The sequence below is a fragment of the Intestinibacillus sp. NTUH-41-i26 genome (genome assembly GCF_032769475.1).
Classification (GTDB): Bacteria; Bacillota; Clostridia; order Oscillospirales; family Butyricicoccaceae; genus Agathobaculum; species Agathobaculum ammoniilyticum.
Genome location: NZ_CP136477.1, coordinates 2,796,660 through 2,813,200, shown reverse-complemented (window position 1 = coordinate 2,813,200; position 16,541 = coordinate 2,796,660). Strand labels below are relative to the sequence as shown.

Annotated in this window: 19 protein-coding genes; 13 read left to right on the top strand and 6 right to left on the bottom strand. The window is 61.2% G+C overall.

Going from position 1 to position 16,541, the window contains the following annotated elements; translation table 11 throughout:
• The first annotated feature begins 86 nt into the window (after positions 1 to 86).
• Positions 87 to 1,361, top strand: coding sequence for a GTPase ObgE (gene obgE / locus RX717_RS14605; protein ID WP_107631506.1), 1,275 nt, complete (start codon positions 87 to 89; stop codon positions 1,359 to 1,361).
• Between the two features lie 38 nt (positions 1,362 to 1,399).
• Here obgE and RX717_RS14600 read toward each other — a convergent pair whose 3' ends face one another.
• The 6 genes from RX717_RS14600 to RX717_RS14575 form a co-directional block, all read right to left on the bottom strand.
• Positions 1,400 to 1,981 (bottom strand): hypothetical protein, encoded by a 582-nt coding sequence (locus RX717_RS14600; RefSeq protein WP_107631507.1) that lies wholly within the window; start codon positions 1,979 to 1,981, stop codon positions 1,400 to 1,402.
• Positions 1,978 to 2,463 (bottom strand): RNA polymerase sigma factor, encoded by a 486-nt coding sequence (locus RX717_RS14595; protein WP_107631508.1) that lies wholly within the window; start codon positions 2,461 to 2,463, stop codon positions 1,978 to 1,980. The genes RX717_RS14600 and RX717_RS14595 overlap by 4 nt, the downstream gene beginning before the upstream one ends.
• A gap of 109 nt (positions 2,464 to 2,572) precedes the next feature.
• Positions 2,573 to 2,959, bottom strand: a complete 387-nt coding sequence (locus tag RX717_RS14590) for a hypothetical protein (RefSeq protein ID WP_054327427.1) — start codon at positions 2,957 to 2,959, stop codon at positions 2,573 to 2,575.
• A complete protein-coding gene (locus RX717_RS14585) occupies positions 2,943 to 3,431 on the bottom strand; it encodes a sigma-70 family RNA polymerase sigma factor (RefSeq protein ID WP_107631509.1) in 489 nt (162 codons plus the stop codon). Before RX717_RS14585 ends, RX717_RS14590 begins: the two co-directional genes overlap by 17 nt.
• A gap of 104 nt (positions 3,432 to 3,535) precedes the next feature.
• Positions 3,536 to 4,279, bottom strand: a complete 744-nt coding sequence (locus tag RX717_RS14580) for a DUF554 domain-containing protein (protein ID WP_107631510.1) — start codon at positions 4,277 to 4,279, stop codon at positions 3,536 to 3,538.
• 57 nt (positions 4,280 to 4,336) lie between these two features.
• Positions 4,337 to 5,533 (bottom strand): tRNA(Met) cytidine acetate ligase, encoded by a 1,197-nt coding sequence (locus RX717_RS14575; RefSeq protein WP_159068151.1) that lies wholly within the window; start codon positions 5,531 to 5,533, stop codon positions 4,337 to 4,339.
• A gap of 156 nt (positions 5,534 to 5,689) precedes the next feature.
• Between RX717_RS14575 and RX717_RS14570 the strand changes: the two genes are divergently transcribed.
• The 12 genes from RX717_RS14570 to phoU all read left to right on the top strand — a co-directional run bounded on the left by RX717_RS14570 (position 5,690) and on the right by phoU (position 16,509).
• The gene (locus tag RX717_RS14570) at positions 5,690 to 6,898 is read left to right on the top strand and encodes an acetate/propionate family kinase (protein WP_054327431.1); all 1,209 of its coding nucleotides are present in this window, start codon (positions 5,690 to 5,692) and stop codon (positions 6,896 to 6,898) included.
• A gap of 63 nt (positions 6,899 to 6,961) precedes the next feature.
• The gene (locus tag RX717_RS14565; protein ID WP_107631512.1) at positions 6,962 to 7,861 is read left to right on the top strand and encodes a type II CAAX endopeptidase family protein; all 900 of its coding nucleotides are present in this window, start codon (positions 6,962 to 6,964) and stop codon (positions 7,859 to 7,861) included.
• Between the two features lie 10 nt (positions 7,862 to 7,871).
• Positions 7,872 to 8,669, top strand: a complete 798-nt coding sequence (locus tag RX717_RS14560; protein ID WP_054327433.1) for a histidinol-phosphatase HisJ family protein — start codon at positions 7,872 to 7,874, stop codon at positions 8,667 to 8,669.
• A 23-nt stretch (positions 8,670 to 8,692) separates the two neighbouring features.
• Positions 8,693 to 9,592, top strand: a complete 900-nt coding sequence (gene ispE, locus RX717_RS14555) for a 4-(cytidine 5'-diphospho)-2-C-methyl-D-erythritol kinase (RefSeq protein ID WP_107631513.1) — start codon at positions 8,693 to 8,695, stop codon at positions 9,590 to 9,592.
• Positions 9,593 to 9,647: 55 nt separating this feature from the next.
• Positions 9,648 to 9,866 carry a hypothetical protein gene (locus RX717_RS14550; protein WP_054327435.1) on the top strand — a complete coding sequence of 73 codons (219 nt, stop codon included), beginning with the start codon at positions 9,648 to 9,650 and terminating at the stop codon, positions 9,864 to 9,866.
• A gap of 77 nt (positions 9,867 to 9,943) precedes the next feature.
• On the top strand, positions 9,944 to 10,456 hold the full coding sequence (locus RX717_RS14545; protein WP_054327436.1) for a DUF4330 domain-containing protein: 513 nt from the start codon (positions 9,944 to 9,946) through the stop codon (positions 10,454 to 10,456).
• A 4-nt stretch (positions 10,457 to 10,460) separates the two neighbouring features.
• Positions 10,461 to 12,065, top strand: coding sequence for an O-antigen ligase family protein (locus RX717_RS14540; protein WP_107631514.1), 1,605 nt, complete (start codon positions 10,461 to 10,463; stop codon positions 12,063 to 12,065).
• A gap of 266 nt (positions 12,066 to 12,331) precedes the next feature.
• Positions 12,332 to 13,249: a substrate-binding domain-containing protein gene (locus RX717_RS14535; RefSeq protein WP_054327438.1), complete on the top strand. Its 918-nt coding sequence runs from the start codon at positions 12,332 to 12,334 to the stop codon at positions 13,247 to 13,249.
• A 70-nt stretch (positions 13,250 to 13,319) separates the two neighbouring features.
• A complete protein-coding gene (gene pstC, locus RX717_RS14530) occupies positions 13,320 to 14,219 on the top strand; it encodes a phosphate ABC transporter permease subunit PstC (RefSeq protein WP_054327439.1) in 900 nt (299 codons plus the stop codon).
• Positions 14,220 to 14,344: 125 nt separating this feature from the next.
• Positions 14,345 to 15,094 (top strand): phosphate ABC transporter permease PstA, encoded by a 750-nt coding sequence (pstA, locus tag RX717_RS14525; RefSeq protein WP_242977975.1) that lies wholly within the window; start codon positions 14,345 to 14,347, stop codon positions 15,092 to 15,094.
• A gap of 12 nt (positions 15,095 to 15,106) precedes the next feature.
• Positions 15,107 to 15,862 (top strand): phosphate ABC transporter ATP-binding protein PstB, encoded by a 756-nt coding sequence (pstB, locus tag RX717_RS14520; RefSeq protein ID WP_107631515.1) that lies wholly within the window; start codon positions 15,107 to 15,109, stop codon positions 15,860 to 15,862.
• The gene (gene phoU / locus RX717_RS14515) at positions 15,862 to 16,509 is read left to right on the top strand and encodes a phosphate signaling complex protein PhoU (RefSeq protein WP_054327441.1); all 648 of its coding nucleotides are present in this window, start codon (positions 15,862 to 15,864) and stop codon (positions 16,507 to 16,509) included. The genes pstB and phoU overlap by 1 nt, the downstream gene beginning before the upstream one ends.
• Positions 16,510 to 16,541: the final 32 nt, after the last annotated feature.

Here is a 16,541-nt window from a genome sequence, read left to right as displayed (position 1 = left end):
GTTGCTGTATTGGCGGGACAATGCTTCGGGGCTAGCGGAGAAATGGGCGCCGTTCCTGTAAACAAAGAAGAAAGGAGGAGCTTCCCATGTTTATTGATATTGCAAAGATCAAAATTGTGTCCGGCAAGGGCGGGGACGGCAAGGTGGGATTCCATCGGGAAAAGTACGTCGCCTCCGGCGGACCGGACGGCGGAGACGGTGGACGCGGCGGTTCGGTCATTTTCCAGGTGGACGACAACCTCTCCACCCTGCTGGATTTCCGCTATAAAAAGAAATACGTTGCCGCGGCGGGAGAAAACGGCGGCAGCAAGCGCTGCAAGGGCAAGGACGGGGCGGATCTTGTCATCCGCGTGCCGCGCGGCACCATCATCCGCGACCAGAAGACCGGACAGGTGATCCGCGACCTGTCGGACGACGAGCCGTTCGTGGCGGCCAAGGGCGGCAACGGCGGCTGGGGCAACACGCATTTCGCAACCCCGACCCGACAGGCGCCGCGCTTTGCCAAGCCCGGACAACCGGGCGTGGAGCGGGACATCATCCTGGAGCTTAAGCTGCTGGCCGACGTGGGGCTGGTCGGCTTCCCGAACGTGGGCAAATCCACGCTGCTGAGCATGGTTTCGGCGGCGCGGCCCAAGATCGCCAATTACCATTTTACGACGCTGGTTCCCAACCTGGGCGTGGTCTCGGTGGGGGAGGAGCAGTCGTTTGTTATGGCGGATATCCCGGGCATTATCGAGGGCGCGAGCGAGGGCGCGGGACTGGGGCATGATTTCCTGCGCCATATCGACCGCTGCCGCCTGCTGCTGCATCTGGTGGACGCGGCGGGCAGCGAGGGGCGCGATCCGCTGGAGGATATCGAGAAGATCAACGCTGAGCTGGCCGGATACAGCGAATTCCTCGCCGCGCGGCCGCAGATCATTGTCGCCAACAAGGTGGACCTGCTGGGCGAAGACCGCGCGCCGGTCGAAGCGCTTAAAGCCTATGCGGACGAGCACGGCTTTCGGTTTGCCGAGCTGTCCGCGGCGACAAATCAGGGCGTAGCCGAGCTGATGCGCATGACGTGGAACGTGCTGCAGGAGCTGCCGCCGGTGTTCATCTACGAGCCGGAATTCGTCGAGGCTGTGGAGGATACAGGAGGAACGCGCGACTGGACGGTGGAAAAGGTGGAGGACTACTATGTTGTTTCGGGCGCATGGGTGGATAAGATAATGGGCTCGGTCAATGTAGACGACTACGAATCCCGCCAGTATATGGACCGCATGCTCAAAAGCGCGGGCGTATACGAAAAGCTGGAGGAAATGGGCGTGCAGGAGGGCGATTTTGTCGTCATCGGGGACCTGGAGTTCGAGTACGTCTATTGAGGAAAAACGGTGCAGGCATCCGTACCTGCACCGTTTTTTTATTCCACCGTATAGTCCTCGACCGTGCCGGAGATGGTCGCGCTTTGCTGCAAACCGTTCTCATCCGTGTAACGGAAGGTGTAGCCAGCGCCGATCCGGTCGGTCACGTCCAGCGGGATGCGCTCATTGACGAACAGCCATAGCCGTCCCTCCTCCACAGACAGCGCGTAGGGCATGCCGTCCAGACGAGTGACAGTGAAGCCCGCGTCCGTTTCGCCGCTCAGCAGGGCCTCGGTGGTCGCGGGCGGGGCGGTGATCACGGTGGGGGCTTCGCCCTCCGCGCCGCTGACCGTAATGGTCGCGGAACCGTCCGCATGCAGCACCATGCGCGCCTCGCTGGGGAGCGGCTGGCCGCTGATGGCCAGGGACGCGCCGGCCTGATCGTACAGCGGCGTGCGGAACAGCCGGCCGCTGGCCGCTCCCGCAGCCGCAACCATCAGCACGGCCGCGGCGCATACGGCAATCAGGCGGCGGGGGAGATGGCGCTTTCCCGCGCGGCGTTTCACGCGGGCCGCCTGCCGCAGCCGGACGGCCAACGCCTGCTTTTCGGTTTCGGTAAACATCATGGGGTTCTCGCTCATATGAAAGCTCCTTTCAGGTCGTTTTTCAGCATGCCGCGCGCCCGCTCCAGGCGTTTGCGCACTGCGTCGGGGGAGATACCGAGCAGACGGGCGGCTTCCTCGGCCGAGTAGCCCTCCCAGCAGCAGAGGGCGACGGCGTCTCGGTACCGGTGCGGCAGGGCGCGTATGGCTTCCAGTATGGCATGGTCCGAGGCTTCCGGTGCAGCGACCGTATGCGCCTGTTCCAGCAAGGCCCGCCGGCTGTGGTGCGGGGCGCGCAGCAGGTTTTTGCAGGCGTTGCCCGCCGCGCGGATCACCCAGGCCTTTTCGTGCTCCTCGCTGGTGAAGGTGCGCTGTGCGGCAAGCAGCTTGAGGAACAGCTCCTGGCAGATGTCCTGTGCGTCCGCCCTGCTGAGACCGTGCGACAGGCACAGGCGGAGAATCAGGTCGGCATAGGTGCGGACAAAGCGCTCCGCGTCCGCTTCATCGTTCCAATCGTACATGGGCTGTCAACTCCTTTCATACGGAATACACACTGGCAGGCGGCTTTGTGACAAAATCATGCTGCGGCAGTAACAAAAAGGAAGCCGGTTTCCCAGCTTCCTTTTCAGACTATTCTGCAGATCTGCTTCTGTTTTTTTCTGCCGCGGCGATTTCATCCTCTGTTGCGTCCTCGAAATACAGCTCTGCGTGATCGGTATCTTTGTTTCCCGTCACAGTATAGTAGGCGCCGTCCTCGACCTGAAATGTGATCGTGCCATCGTCGTTGTAGCTTACATTATCCACTCCACCAGGGATGGTAAAGCTGAGAATGTGCGCGAAAAAAGCGCCGTCTGTCGCGGCGTTGGCCGCGCTGGCCGCCGTTGCCATAAGCGCCGCTGCCGCCGCGCCGATCACCAGACTTTTGCGGATACGTCCTGTTTTCATCTGTCCAGCCTCCTGAAAAGCGTTGCCGGAGGCATGCAGATGGGAAAATGTCTGCTTATAAAGTTCCTTCATCACGAAAACCCTCCAGCGTTTGTTTGAGCTTCTGTCTCGCCCGCAGCAGGCGGGTCTGCACGGCGCTTTCCCGCAGGCCGAGGATCTGCGCGACCTCGCGCACCGAATATTCCTCGTAGTAATACAGGTGGATGGGGACGCGGTATTTCTGCGGCAGCGCCATGACCGCCAGGAAAAGCGAGGACTGCTCCGGCGTTTCAAAGCCGAGCGTCTCCGCGTAGTCCTCGATCGGCGCGGTATACCGCCGCCAGGGGGATACCAGGTAGCGCTTGCATTCGTTCACGGTCACGCGGATCAGCCAGTTGCGGATGTGCTGCTCATTTTCAAAGGGCTTTTCCGCGTGGTAGCATTTGATCAGCGCGATCTGCGCCATGTCGTCCGCGTCAGCCGCGCTTTTGGTATACTGGAATGCAATTGCGAACAGACGGTCCCTGTACCGCTTTGCGATGTCCTCAAACTGTGCCTCGTCCAAGCTGCAACCTCCCTGCTGCAAGATTTGAAAGGCCTTTCATAGATAATACCCTTGGACGGGGGCGGATATCACAAAAATTTTTCCCGCGCGGGCTGGGCGCATGTCTACAGCGTACCCAGCGCGGGGAAGAAACGGGAAAGCAGGAAAAACACGGCCGGCAGGAAGATGGCGGGCAGCAGGTTGCCGACCTTGACCTTTTTATCGAACATCAGGTTGAAGCCAATGGCAAAGATAAGCACCGAACCGATGCAGGACATCTGGCTGATGAGCGCGTCGGTCAGCCAGGGGCGGATGAAACGGGCGAGCAGGGTGATGCCGCCCTCGTATACCAGCAGCGGCAGCACGGACAGGTAAACGCCTTTGCCAAGCGAGGCCGCGAATACGATGGCGGCCACGCCGTCCAGCACGGCCTTGGCGATTAGGATGGAGGGGTCGCCGTTCAGCCCGTCCTCCAGCGCGCCGACAATCGCCATTGCGCCCACGCAGAACAGCAGGGAGGAGGCGACAAAGCCCTCGACGAACTTTCCGTCCTCGCCGCCCGCGAAGCGGGCCTGGCACCAGGCGCCAAAGCCGTTGAGCCGCGTTTCGATATCGAGCGCCTCGCCGATCAGTGCGCCCAGCACCATGCTCAGCACCAGCAGCATGGTGTGCTGGGTAGCGATCGAACCGTCCGCAATGGTCAGCAGGCCGCTCACCGCGCCGCCGATGCCGATGAAAAACGTACACAGGCCGAGCGCCTGCATGATAGTGGTTTCAAACCGGCGTGGCAGGCCGCCCTTGAGGAAAACGCCGAGGGAGGAGCCGGCGGCGATAGCGATACAGTTGATAATGGTACCCAGCCCGATCATAACCTAAAACCTCTTTTGCTTTACTAAACTAAATTGTAAAGCATACGCGGGATAAAGTCAATGCCCGCTGTCGTGCGATGGCGGCGGGCTGAGGATAAACGGCGTCCTGCGGTAATGGGAGCCGCCCGCGCGCAGGGCGGGGGAAGGGCAGGCGAGGGCGTACAGGTCGTCCGCGAAGCAGTCGAGCGTCAGCGCGGGCTGCAGCGCCGCGGGCAGGCGCTTTTCCGAAACCGGCCGGATGATGACCGGCGGGCGGTCAGGCAGGCCGCGGAGCAGCCCGCGGCCCTTCGGTCCGAGGGCGAGGACGCGCAGGTACTGCGGCCGGACGGGCGCGTCCGCGGGCAGCCCGATCGCCGTGCGCAGCAGGGCGCGCCGCACCCTGGCGGCGGGGAAGCGGCGCGTGCGGGCCTGTTCGACCGCGTCGGTGAACGAAACCGCCGCATAGACCGCCCTTTGCAGGCGCTCATCAAAGCCGTCGTCCGCCCCAGTGGACAGCCGCCCTGAGAACAGCGCCGCGCGCAGCAGGGCGAGTAGCATATCCTCCGGCAGATTGACCGGCGCAGCGCCGGCCCGTACCGCACGCTGCCATATCGCCAGCGTGTCCAACGGCAGATAGGGCGCGCAGCGGGCGGTTTCGCCCGCGCGGAGCTGCGCACGCAGCAGGCTGGCGGAAGCGAAGCCCGCGCAGGGCGCGTCCGCATCGTGCGCCGCGCCGCGCCGCGCCACCGCGAGCGGGCGCATGCCATAGGGAAGCATGGCACGGCAGTATTCGATCGCGAGCGTATTGTTGGGCGTATCCAGCAGGGCAGCGGCCCGCTCATCCAGCCGGCGCAGCTCGTCCTGCCGCCGCGCCGCGTAAGACAGCGGGGAAGCGCCGCCGCCCGTGGGAGGGAGCGCGTCGAGTGCCCGCGCCGCCCGCTCGATCAGTGCGGTATCCGGCGTTTCCGCGCCGAACGACACCACGTTGCAGCCAAGCGCCCGCAGTACGCCGATGGCGCCGCGCGCAAAGCCCTCTGCCGAGGAGAGCGCCGCTGCGAGGGGAAGCTCAACCACCAGGTCCGCTCCGCCGCGCACCGCCATCTCGGCACGCGCGTATTTGTCCAGCACGGCGAAGTCCCCACGCTGGACGAAGTTGCCGCTCATCGCGCACACGATGGCCGCCTCCCCGCCGAGCGCGCGTTGCGTTTGGGCGATATGGTGCGCGTGGCCGGTGTGGAACGGGTTGTATTCCGCGACGATGCCGCAAACAGTCATAGAAATCTCCTGAAAATAATACAAAGTTTGGTACATCCTGTGCAAATTATGGCTTGTACAATTGTAAGAAATCGTGTAGAATAGGCTTGTAGAATCATTATATCGATTAATGCGGGTTTGTGCAAGCCGCTAAAAAACTTAAGGGAGTAATGGCAAATGAAAGTTCTGGTCATCAACGCCGGCAGTTCCTCGCTGAAGTATCAGTTGCTCGACACTGCGCAGAACGCGGTCATGGCAAAGGGCCTTTGCGAGCGCATCGGTATCGACGGTGTGCTGACGCATACGGGAAATAAATCCGAGGAGAAATACCGCATCGAAACGCCGATGGCGACCCATTCCGAGGCGATCAAGGCGGTCATCGATATTCTGCTCGATTCGGAAAAGGGCGTGATCGCCTCGATGAGCGAGATCGACGCGGTCGGTCACCGCGTGGTGCATGGCGGCGAGTTCTTCTCGGACAGCGTGATTATCACGGAAAAGGTACTCAAGGCGATTGAGGACTGCGTGCCGCTCGCGCCGCTCCACAACCCGCCCAACCTGATCGGCATTCAGGCATGCCGCGAGGTCATGGGGCCGGATGTGCCGATGGTCGCCGTGTTCGACACCGCGTTCCATCAGACCATGCCGCAGTCGCATTACATGTATGCGATCCCCTATGAATATTATGAGAAGTATAAGATCCGCCGCTACGGCTTCCACGGCACGAGCCACAAGTACGTTTCCCAGCAGGCTGCGGAAATGCTCGGACGCCCGATGGAGGAGCTGCGCCTGATCACCTGCCACCTGGGCAACGGTTCGTCGATCTGCGCGATCAACCGCGGCAAGAGCTACGATACCTCGATGGGCTTCACGCCGCTGGACGGCCTGCCGATGGGTACCCGTGCAGGCAACATCGACCCCGCAATCATCGAGTTTCTGTCCGAGCATGAAAAGCTGTCCGCGCATGAGGTCATCAACATCCTGAACAAAAAGTCCGGTATGCTGGGCATTTCGGGCGTATCGTCCGACTTCCGCGATCTGGACGCGGCGGTAGAGGAGGGCAATTCCCGCGCGGCGCTGGCCAAGGATATGTTCAACCTTTCGGTCAAGAAGATCATCGGCTCCTATATTGCGGAAATGGGCGGCGTGGACGCGATCATCTTCACCGCGGGCGTGGGCGAAAACGACCGCTCGGTCCGCTGGGACGTGTGCGAGCACATGGAGTACCTCGGCATCAAGATCGATCCGGAGAAGAACAAATACCGCGGCCGCCAGATGGATATTTCCATCGATTGGGCGCGCGTGCGCGTGCTGGTCATCCCCACCAACGAGGAACTCATGATCGCAAAGGACACCGAGCGGCTGGTAAACGAAGCGAACCACTAAGATCGGCATAAAACAGGGCGGGGCGATGGCTTTGCCCTGTTTTTTTGCCATGAGGGAGGGCATATGGAGCAAAATCAGGAAAAAAAGCACTGTGCGCGGCTCGGCTGGGCGCTGCTGGCGGTCGTGGTCTGGGCGGCCGTGTGGCAGTTCGCGCTGGCGTTTGCCGACCAGGCGCTCGCCTGGGGGCTTGGTGTCGTGATGCCTTACGGGCTGTACTACCTGCTCGCGCTGGTGGGGCATTATCTCGTGTCCCTGCCCGCGGCGTTCGCGCTTTGCCGCAGCGTACCCCGCACGCCGCTGGCACCCGTGCCCGTCGGCGCGCGCCGGATGGGACGGTGGTTCGTGATCGGCGCGGCGCTGATGTGGCTCTGCTCGCTGCTGGGTTCGTCGCTCAACGACCTGGCCTACCGGCTGTCCGGCCGCGCGCCGGTCGATCTGGTGAGCGAGGCATTCAGCCTGTACCCGACCACGGTCGTGCTGGTGGGGGCGTGTCTGATCGGCCCAGTGTGCGAGGAGCTGCTGTTCCGCGGTCTGCTGGCGGGGCGGCTCGCGCGGTACGGCGAGAAGCCGGCCGCATTTGTGTCCGCGCTGCTGTTCGGGCTGTACCATGCCAATCTGGGGCAGTTCTTTTATGCGTTTGCGCTTGGCCTGCTGCTCGCTTATGCGTATTTCCGGTCCGGACGGCTGAGGGTACCGGTTGCGCTGCACATGCTGTTCAACCTGTATGGTTCGGGCGTCCCGTTGCTGCTACCGGACAGCCTGGGACTGCTGGTGCTGTACGGCCTGAGCTGGCTGGTGCTGACAATCGCCGGCGTCATTCTGCTGGCGCGCGGCTGGAAACGGCAGGCATGGGCGCACGGCCCCTGCGCGCCCTCGATGCGCGCGGTGTTTGGGAACGCCGGCATGACGCTGGCAATCGTCGCGTGCTTTGTCCAGCTCGCGCTGAATTTTGTCTTGGTATAGGAGGAAAACCATGCGTGTAGATTTGCATATGCACACGGAGTACTCGGTGGACGCGGCGCAGGCACAAACGCCGCTGCAGAAGGCGCAGGCCTGTCTGGACGCGGGGCTGGAGATCATCGGCATCACGGACCACCTGGAATATTACCACCGCCGCGGCCCGTCGGAAAACCGCGATGTGGAGGCCTGCCTGCGCGACATTCGGGCGGCAAAGCAGACATTTGCAGGCAAGCTCGAGGTGCTGGTCGGCATCGAAGTCGGGCAGATCTATGCGGATCCCTCGGCGGACGCGTTCCTCCGATCGCACGCGCTCGACATGGTGATCGGCTCGCTACACGTCATGCCGAACGATCTGGATATTTATTTCCATGATTTTGCGCGCATGGACTGCGATGCGTTCCTCAAGGATTATTTCAGCGAGCTGCTCAGGGTGTCCGAGCATGGCGGGTTTGATGTGCTGGCGCATATCGATTATCCGCTGCGCGTCATGCGCCATGGGGAGTATATCCCCTCGTTCGATCAGTACATGGATCGGGTGGAGGATGTTCTGCGCTCCTGCATCTCGCATGGCTATGCGTTCGAGCTGAACGCGGCGGGGCTGGGGAGCTGGCAGAAAAAGGTCGGCCCGCCGCAGAACATCCTGTATGAATACCGGCGGCTGGGCGGCGAACGCATCTCGATCGGCTCGGACTCGCATACGCTGGACACGGTCGGGCGCGGCGTTGCCGACTGCGTGCGGAACGCGCGTGACGCAGGCTTTACCTCCGTGACCGTGTTTCGGGGGCGCAGGCCCGAACAGGTGCAACTATAATATGACATAAGCTGGGAGAAAACATGCTTTTTGGAAAAAAACAAGAGATCACAAACACGGAAACCACGGTATACGCGCGGGCCAAGATCAACCTGGCGCTGGACGTGACCGGTAAACGGGAGGACGGCTACCATACGGTCAAAATGGTGATGCAGTCGGTCGCCCTGCACGACGAGGTGCGGGTCACGGTGACGCACGGGGAAAAAAAGCCGCGCGGCATCGTGGTGCGCTGCAACCTGCCCTACCTGCCGGTGGACGAGCGCAACCTGGCGTATCGGGCGGCGGAGCTGTTCTACGAATCGACCGGTATCCTGCTGGAGACCTGCGAAATCCACATTGAAAAGCGCATTCCGGTGGCGGCGGGGCTGGCCGGCGGCTCGGCCGACGCGGCGGCTGTGCTGCGCGCGCTCGCTTCGCTGCACGCGGCGGGGCTGACCGACGAAGAGCTGTGCGCGATGGGGCTGAAGCTGGGCGCGGACGTGCCGTTCTGCCTGCGCGGCGGCACTATGCTGGCCGAGGGCATTGGGGAGGAGCTGAGCGCGCTTCCGGACATGCCCCATTGCTGGGTTGTGCTGTGCAAGCCGCCGTTCGCGGTTTCTACCAAAGAGGTGTATCAGGCGATCGATGCGGTTGATATCCGGCAGCGGCCGGATACGGCGGGCATGCTCAAGGCGCTGGACAGGGGCGACTTTGCCGGCGTGTGCAGGCGGCTGTCCAACGTGATGGAACTGGTCACAGCGGCAAAACGCCGCCAGATCGGTGAAATCAAGGAGTTCCTTGCGGAAAATGGGGCGAACGGGACGCTGATGAGCGGCTCCGGTCCGACGGTTTACGGGCTGTTTTCCGACGAGGGGCGCGCAAAAACCGCTGCGAAGATGCTCGGCCGGCGCTTTGCGGATACATTTTTGACCGAGACGGTATAACCACGCCGCCTGCCGGACATACTGGGAACACCAGATGACGGGAGGCGGTTTTATTATGAAAAAACAGGGCAGGGAAACGCTGGCGGCGCTGCTGGCCGCGGCCTGCGTGCTGTTTTCCGGCGCATTCTGGCCGGATGCGCCGCGCGGGGCCTGGTGGTGTACGGCGTTTTCGATCGCGGGCAGCGAAACCGTCGCCCGGCAGGAGGACGGGGACGACGGCGCGCTCGAATTCCGCTGGGGGGTCGTGGACTGGCTGCGGGCGCTGCTGGGATAAAGTGCTTGTCCGCCCCGTGCCGCTGTGGTATAATGATGCAGTAAATTGTATCGAAAACATACCAACGGAGGAAACATATGAAGCTGATTAACGAAAAAGGGAAGCTGTTTGGCGTGATCAACGTCGTTGACCTGCTGGTTCTGCTGGCAGTGATCGCCGTGGCAGCGGGCGTGGGCTACAAGCTGTTTGCACCGCAGATCGCGGAAGCGGCGGCGAAGCAGGTCGATATGACCATGATCGTGCGTGTGCGCGGCGCGACGCCGTTCCTTGTTGAGGAGGTTGAGCGTAACAGCCAGGTCGGCAAGCAGATTGTCAGCGGCAATTCGTACACCAGCGCGGTCATCACGGATATGCAGATCGAGCCGTACGACCAGCAGGTGACCACGGCAGACGGCCGCATTGTCACCACGCGCGATCCGGATAAGCGCGATCTGGTGTTCACGATCGAGACGACCGTACCCGAGGGGACCGCCTCCCCGTCGATTGGCACGCAGGAGGTGCGCGCGGGCCGCACCTTTATCGTAAAGACCAACGATTTTGAGACGACCGGCAACATCGACTCGGTCGATATCGCGGCGGACGCGGAATAAGCCTATGAAAGCGATTTTACAAAACAGTCTGCTGGCGCGGGCGCTGCTCCGCCTGCGCGAATGGTACCATGAGGGTGCGATCGCGGGCTTTTTCGGGAAGATCCGCGCGGCGTACCCGAATTCGCGCTTCCGGCGGATGTGGGAAGGCTTTTGCAGCGCGCCAAGCTGTACGGCGGCGAACAGCGGCTATGCGCGTCTGCTCGCGGCGCTGCGGCGCGTGGTCGAGCGTCTGGGCGACGCGGCCGCGCAAAGCCTGGTCTACCGGCTGTGCCTTGCGGTCTGGAATCCGATCGCGCGGGCGGCTTCGGGCGGCGTTGTGGGAAAAGCGTTTCGCTTTGTCGGCATGCGCGGCCTGCTGCTGATTTGCCTGGCGCTGTATCTGCCAATCGACTATTTCCTGCGGTCGGTGCTGCTGGGCTATATCAATATCCCGCTGCTCGCTTCGATTTGGGACGAATGTCTGATGCTCGCGGCGGCAGGCTATCTGCTGTGGCACACGGCGATGCGCCGCGCGCCGCTTGCCTCGCGCGCCACGCCAGTGGACGCCTACCTGCTGCTGTTTATCGGCGTGGGCTTTTTCCTGATGTGCGCGGTGTCGCCCTATCCCTCGATCGCGCTGGACGGATACCGTGCGGTCGTGCAATACCTGTTCTGGTTCTTTCTGGTTACGCGCCTGATTGAAGACGACCGCGACTTCGCGCTTTTTTACGGCGCGCTGGTGGCGATGGCGGTCGTGATCGCGCTGCACGGCATCTACCAGTATATCGTTGCCGCACCGATACCGGCGTCCTGGGTGTCGCAGACCGAAGAGGGTGTGCGCACGCGCGTCTATTCGATCACGGGCAGCCCGAACATCATGGGCAGTCTGTTGGTGCTGTTCGCGCCGCTGGTGGCGGGCATCGCCTATTACAGCAAAAAGCCATGGGTCAAGGCGCTGGCAATCAGCACGACCGGCATGATGTGCCTGTCCATCATCTTCACCTTTTCCAAGGGCGCGTGGGGCGGCCTTGCGGTGGCGGTGCTCGTATTCGCGGTATTTCTGGACCGCCGCCTGATCGCGCTGATGGGCGTAGCGGGTGCAGGTGCGCTGCTTGCGATCCCCTCTATTGCCAGCCGCATCACCTATCTGTTTACTGCGGATTATATGGAGGCCAGCCAGCGCGCGGGTCGTATGGTGCGCTGGGAGACCGGACTCGACCTGCTGCAGGAATCCAACCCGCTGCTGGGCTTTGGCCTGGGACGGTTTGGCGGCGCGGTTGCGATGCAGAACAAGATCATTGAGGAATCGGACACGTTCTCTTACTTCTATATGGACAACTATTACCTCAAAACGCTGGTTGAAATGGGGTATCTGGGGCTGATCTTCTTTATTATCCTGCTGATCGGTATGATTCTGTGGAGCCTGCGCGCGATCGGCCGCACAAAGTTCAATGAAACCGACCGGACGCGGGTGCTGGTGGTATCCATGTTCGCAGGCATGTGCGGGGTTCTGACGCACTGTTATTTTGAAAATATTTTTGAGGTGCCGTACATGATGGCCTATTTCTGGTCGCTGGCGGCGGCGATCCTGTACCTGGGATATTTCCGGAGGAAACGGGTCGGGACGTGACAAACAGCGGACCGCTTTTCGGCGGTCCGCTGTTTTATTGAGGAAAAGGGAAAATATATCCACAGTGCAAAATATAGCGGCGTGCGGGTGGAAACAAGTGAAAAGGACGGCGAAACAGGCGTTTCACCGTCCTTTTTTGCACACTTTACACAAGGATTTTCACTTTACGCGGATTTTACAAACCTTGTCTTTTGGATTTAACATAACTTTTTTAATATGGTCTTGTACCAAAAACCAGAACAAAAACAAAAGGAGAAATAGCAGTTATGAAAAAGAGTATATCCCTGTTGCTCGTCGGCCTGATGCTGTGCGGCGCTCTGGCAGGCTGCGGTGGCAGCAACGATTCCTACGGCGCGGACGGCGCGGCCCAGGCGGACAACGGCGGCGAGGCGTCCGGCGTATCCGGCGCGATCACCGTGATTTCCCGCGAGGATGGCTCTGGCACGCGCGGCGCGTTCGTTGAGCTGACCGGCGTGGAGGAAAAGAATGATGCCGGCGAGAAGGTCGATAACACAACCGCCGAGGCGGAGATCGCCAACAAGACCGACGTTGTACTGACGAGCGTTGCCGGCAACGAGAGTGCGATCGGCTATGTTTCGCTCGGTGCGCTGAACGAAACCGTTAAGGCGGTTCAGGTGGACGGCGTGGAAGCCACGGTGGAAAACGTCAAGAGCGGCGATTACACCCTGTCCCGTCCGTTCAACATCGCAACCAAGGGCGAGCCGACCGGCGTTGCCAAGGATTTTATCAACTTCATCATGAGTGCGGAGGGCCAGGCCATCGTTGAGGAAGAGGGCTACATTAAGATCGACGACGCGGCCGCGGCGTTCACTTCGGACGGTTCCTCCGGCCAGATCGCGGTCGGCGGCTCGTCCTCGGTTTCTCCGGTCATGGAAAAGCTGATCGAAGCGTATAAGGCGCTCAACCCGAACGCGCAGATCGAGCTGCAGACCTCGGACTCCACCTCCGGCATGACCGGCGCGATTGACGGCACGTTTGCCATCGGCATGGCGTCCCGCGAGCTGAAGGACGAGGAGACTGCGGAACTGACTGGCACGGCAATCGCGCTGGACGGTATCGCCGTGGTGGTAAATCCGGCGAATACGGTGGAAGACCTGACCATGGATCAGATCAAGGGCATTTACACCGGCGAGATCACCGACTGGTCCGAAGTCGCGGCGTAAAAGATAACCAAACAAGGGAAAACAGGGCGAAATCCGTTTCGCCCTTTCCCACTGTCTATGGGGTGAAAACATGAACGAATCTGCAATCCGCCGGAAGGGCGGCGCGAACCTGCGCGAAACAGTGATGCACGGCGTGTTCTTCCTCTGCGCGCTGGCCTCCATCCTGGCAGTCGCCCTGATCTGTATATTCCTGTTTGCCAACGGCATTCCGGCCATCAAGGAGATTGGCCTGCTGGACTTCCTGACAGGGACGACCTGGAAGCCGGGCAACGATATTTACGGAATCCTGCCGATGATTGTCGGCAGCATTTACATCACGGCGGGCGCGATCATCATTGGCGTGCCGATCGGCCTGCTGACCGCTATTTTCATGGCGTTCTACTGCCCGAAGCGCATCTACGGTATCCTCAAGCCCTGCACCGAGCTGCTGGCCGGCATCCCCTCCATCGTATATGGCTTTTTCGGCATGGTGGTCATCGTGCCGACTGTGCTGGAGGTGGCGAAGCTGTTCGGCTCGAAGATCTCCTCCGGCTCGACCATCCTGTCGGCGTCCATCCTGCTCGGCATCATGATCCTGCCCACCATCATCGGCGTGTCCGAGGCCGCGCTGCGCGCGGTACCCAGCTCGTATTACGAGGGCGCGGTCGCCATGGGCGCGCGGCATGAGCGGGCGGTATTCTCGGTCATGCTGCCAGCGGCAAAATCCGGCGTGCTGGCCGGTATTGTGCTGGGCGTCGGCCGCGCGATCGGCGAAACCATGGCGGTTATCATGGTGGCGGGCAATCAGCCGCGTCTGACCGGCGATTTCCTCAAGGGCATCCGCACGATGACCGCGAATATCGTCATGGAAATGGGCTACGCGAGCGGCCTGCACCGCGAGGCGCTGATTGCGACCGGCGTTGTGCTGTTCGTGTTTATCCTGCTGATTAATCTGGCGTTCTCTGTACTGAAAAGGAGGAAGGACACATGACTACCGTGAAAACGGCCGCCAAGCCGGCCGTAAAGAGCAAGCCGCAGCCGGAGCGTGTGTATGGCAGGGGCAGGGCAGCGGTGCAGAAAGGGCTGGTATACGGCGCGGCGGTGATTACGTTCGCCATGCTGCTGTTCCTGATCGCCTATATCCTGTGGAGGGGCATCCCGAACCTCAAGCCCTCCCTGTTCGCATGGACCTATAATTCGGACAACGTTTCCATGGTGCCGGCCATGATTACAACGGTGGAGATCACGCTGCTCGCGCTGCTGATCGCAGTGCCGTTCGGCCTGTTTACGGCGATTTACCTAAACGAATACGCAAAGCGCGGCAACAAACTGGTAAACGTCATCCGCATCACGACCGAAACGCTTTCCGGCATCCCGTCCATCGTGTACGGCCTGTTTGGCATGCTGTTTTTCGTCACTTACCTGCACTGGGGCTACTCGCTGCTCGCGGGCGCGATGACGCTGGCCATCATGATCCTGCCGCTCATTATGCGCACCGCGGAGGAAGCGCTGATGGCCGTACCGGATTCCTTCCGCGAAGGTTCGTTCGGCCTGGGCGCCGGACGGCTGCGCACAGTGTTCCGCATCGTGCTGCCGAGCGCCATGCCCGGCATCCTGTCGGGCGTTATCCTGGGGATCGGCCGCATCGTGGGCGAAACGGCGGCGCTCATTTTCACCGCGGGTACGATGGCGCAGATCCCCGGCCTGCTGCAGTCCGGACGCACGCTTGCAATCCATATGTACGTCCTATCGGGCGAGGGACTGCACATGAACGAGGCCTATGCGACCGCGGTCGTGCTGCTGGTGGTTGTGCTGCTGATGAACAGCCTGTCCGCGCTGGTAGCAAAAAAGCTGACCAAGAAGTAATCGGAGGATAGCATGAGCGAAAATAAAATTGAAATACGCGGCATGAATCTGCATTACGGCGATTTCCATGCGCTGCATGATATTGACCTGGACATCAAGTCCAATGAGATCACGGCGTTTATCGGCCCGTCCGGCTGCGGCAAATCGACGCTGCTCCGCTCGCTTAACCGGATGAACGATCTGGTCGAGGGCTGCAGGATCACAGGCGATATCCGCCTGGACGGGGAGGACATTTATCACGACTGCGATGTGAACCTGCTGCGTAAGCGCGTGGGCATGGTGTTCCAGAAACCCAACCCGTTCCCCATGTCCATTTACGACAACATCGCCTACGGCCCGCGCACGCATGGCGTCAAAAGCCGCGTGCAGCTGGACGAGATCGTGGAGCGCTCGCTGCGCGGCGCCGCGATCTGGGAGGAGACAAAGGACTGCCTGAAGAAATCCGCGCTGTCCATGTCGGGTGGCCAGCAACAGCGCATCTGTATTGCACGCGCGCTCGCGGCGGAGCCGGAGGTGCTGCTCATGGACGAGCCGACCTCCGCTCTCGATCCGATCTCCACCTCCAAGATCGAGGACCTTGTATTGGAACTGAAAAAGGATTATACTATCGTTATGGTGACGCATAATATGCAGCAGGCCACCCGCGTATCGGATACGACCGCGTTTTTCCTGCTCGGCGAGATCGTCGAGGTCGGAGACACGGAGCAGCTTTTCTCCATGCCTAAGGACAAGCGCACCGAGGACTACATTACGGGGAGGTTCGGCTGATGAGAAACCGTTTCGACACACAGCTCGTCGAACTGAACAACGAGCTGATCGCCATGGGGGCACTGTGCGAGAACACGATTGCCAGCGCGGTCAAGTCGCTGCTGACGGGCGACGCCAAGCTCGCCGCCTCCGCCATCCGCATTGACCAGGAGATCGACCGCAAGGAGCGCGAGATTGAATCCATGTGCCTCAAGCTCCTGTTGCAGCAGCAGCCGGTGGCAAGCGACCTGCGCCTGATCTCCGCGGTACTGAAAATGATCACGGATATCGAGCGCATCGGCGACCAGGCGAGCGATATCGCCGAAATCGTCACCTACCTGTCCGGTGCGTGCAGCCATAACGAGCATATCGAGCAGATGGCGCAGGCCACCATCAAAATGGTGACGGACAGCCTGGATGCGTTCGTGCGCCGCGACCTGACGCTGGCGTGGAGCGTGATAGAATACGACGACGTGGTTGACGACCTGTTCGCACAGTGCAAGCAGGACCTGATCGCGGATATTGCCAAAAATCCGGAGGAGGGCGAGCGCGTGCTCGATATCCTGATGATCGCCAAGTATCTGGAGCGTATCGGCGACCACGCGACCAATATCGCCGAGTGGGTGGAATTCTCCATCACCGGCGCGCACAAGTCCGCGCACGACTGAGGTCTGCCGGCGCAAGAATCTGTTGGAAATGC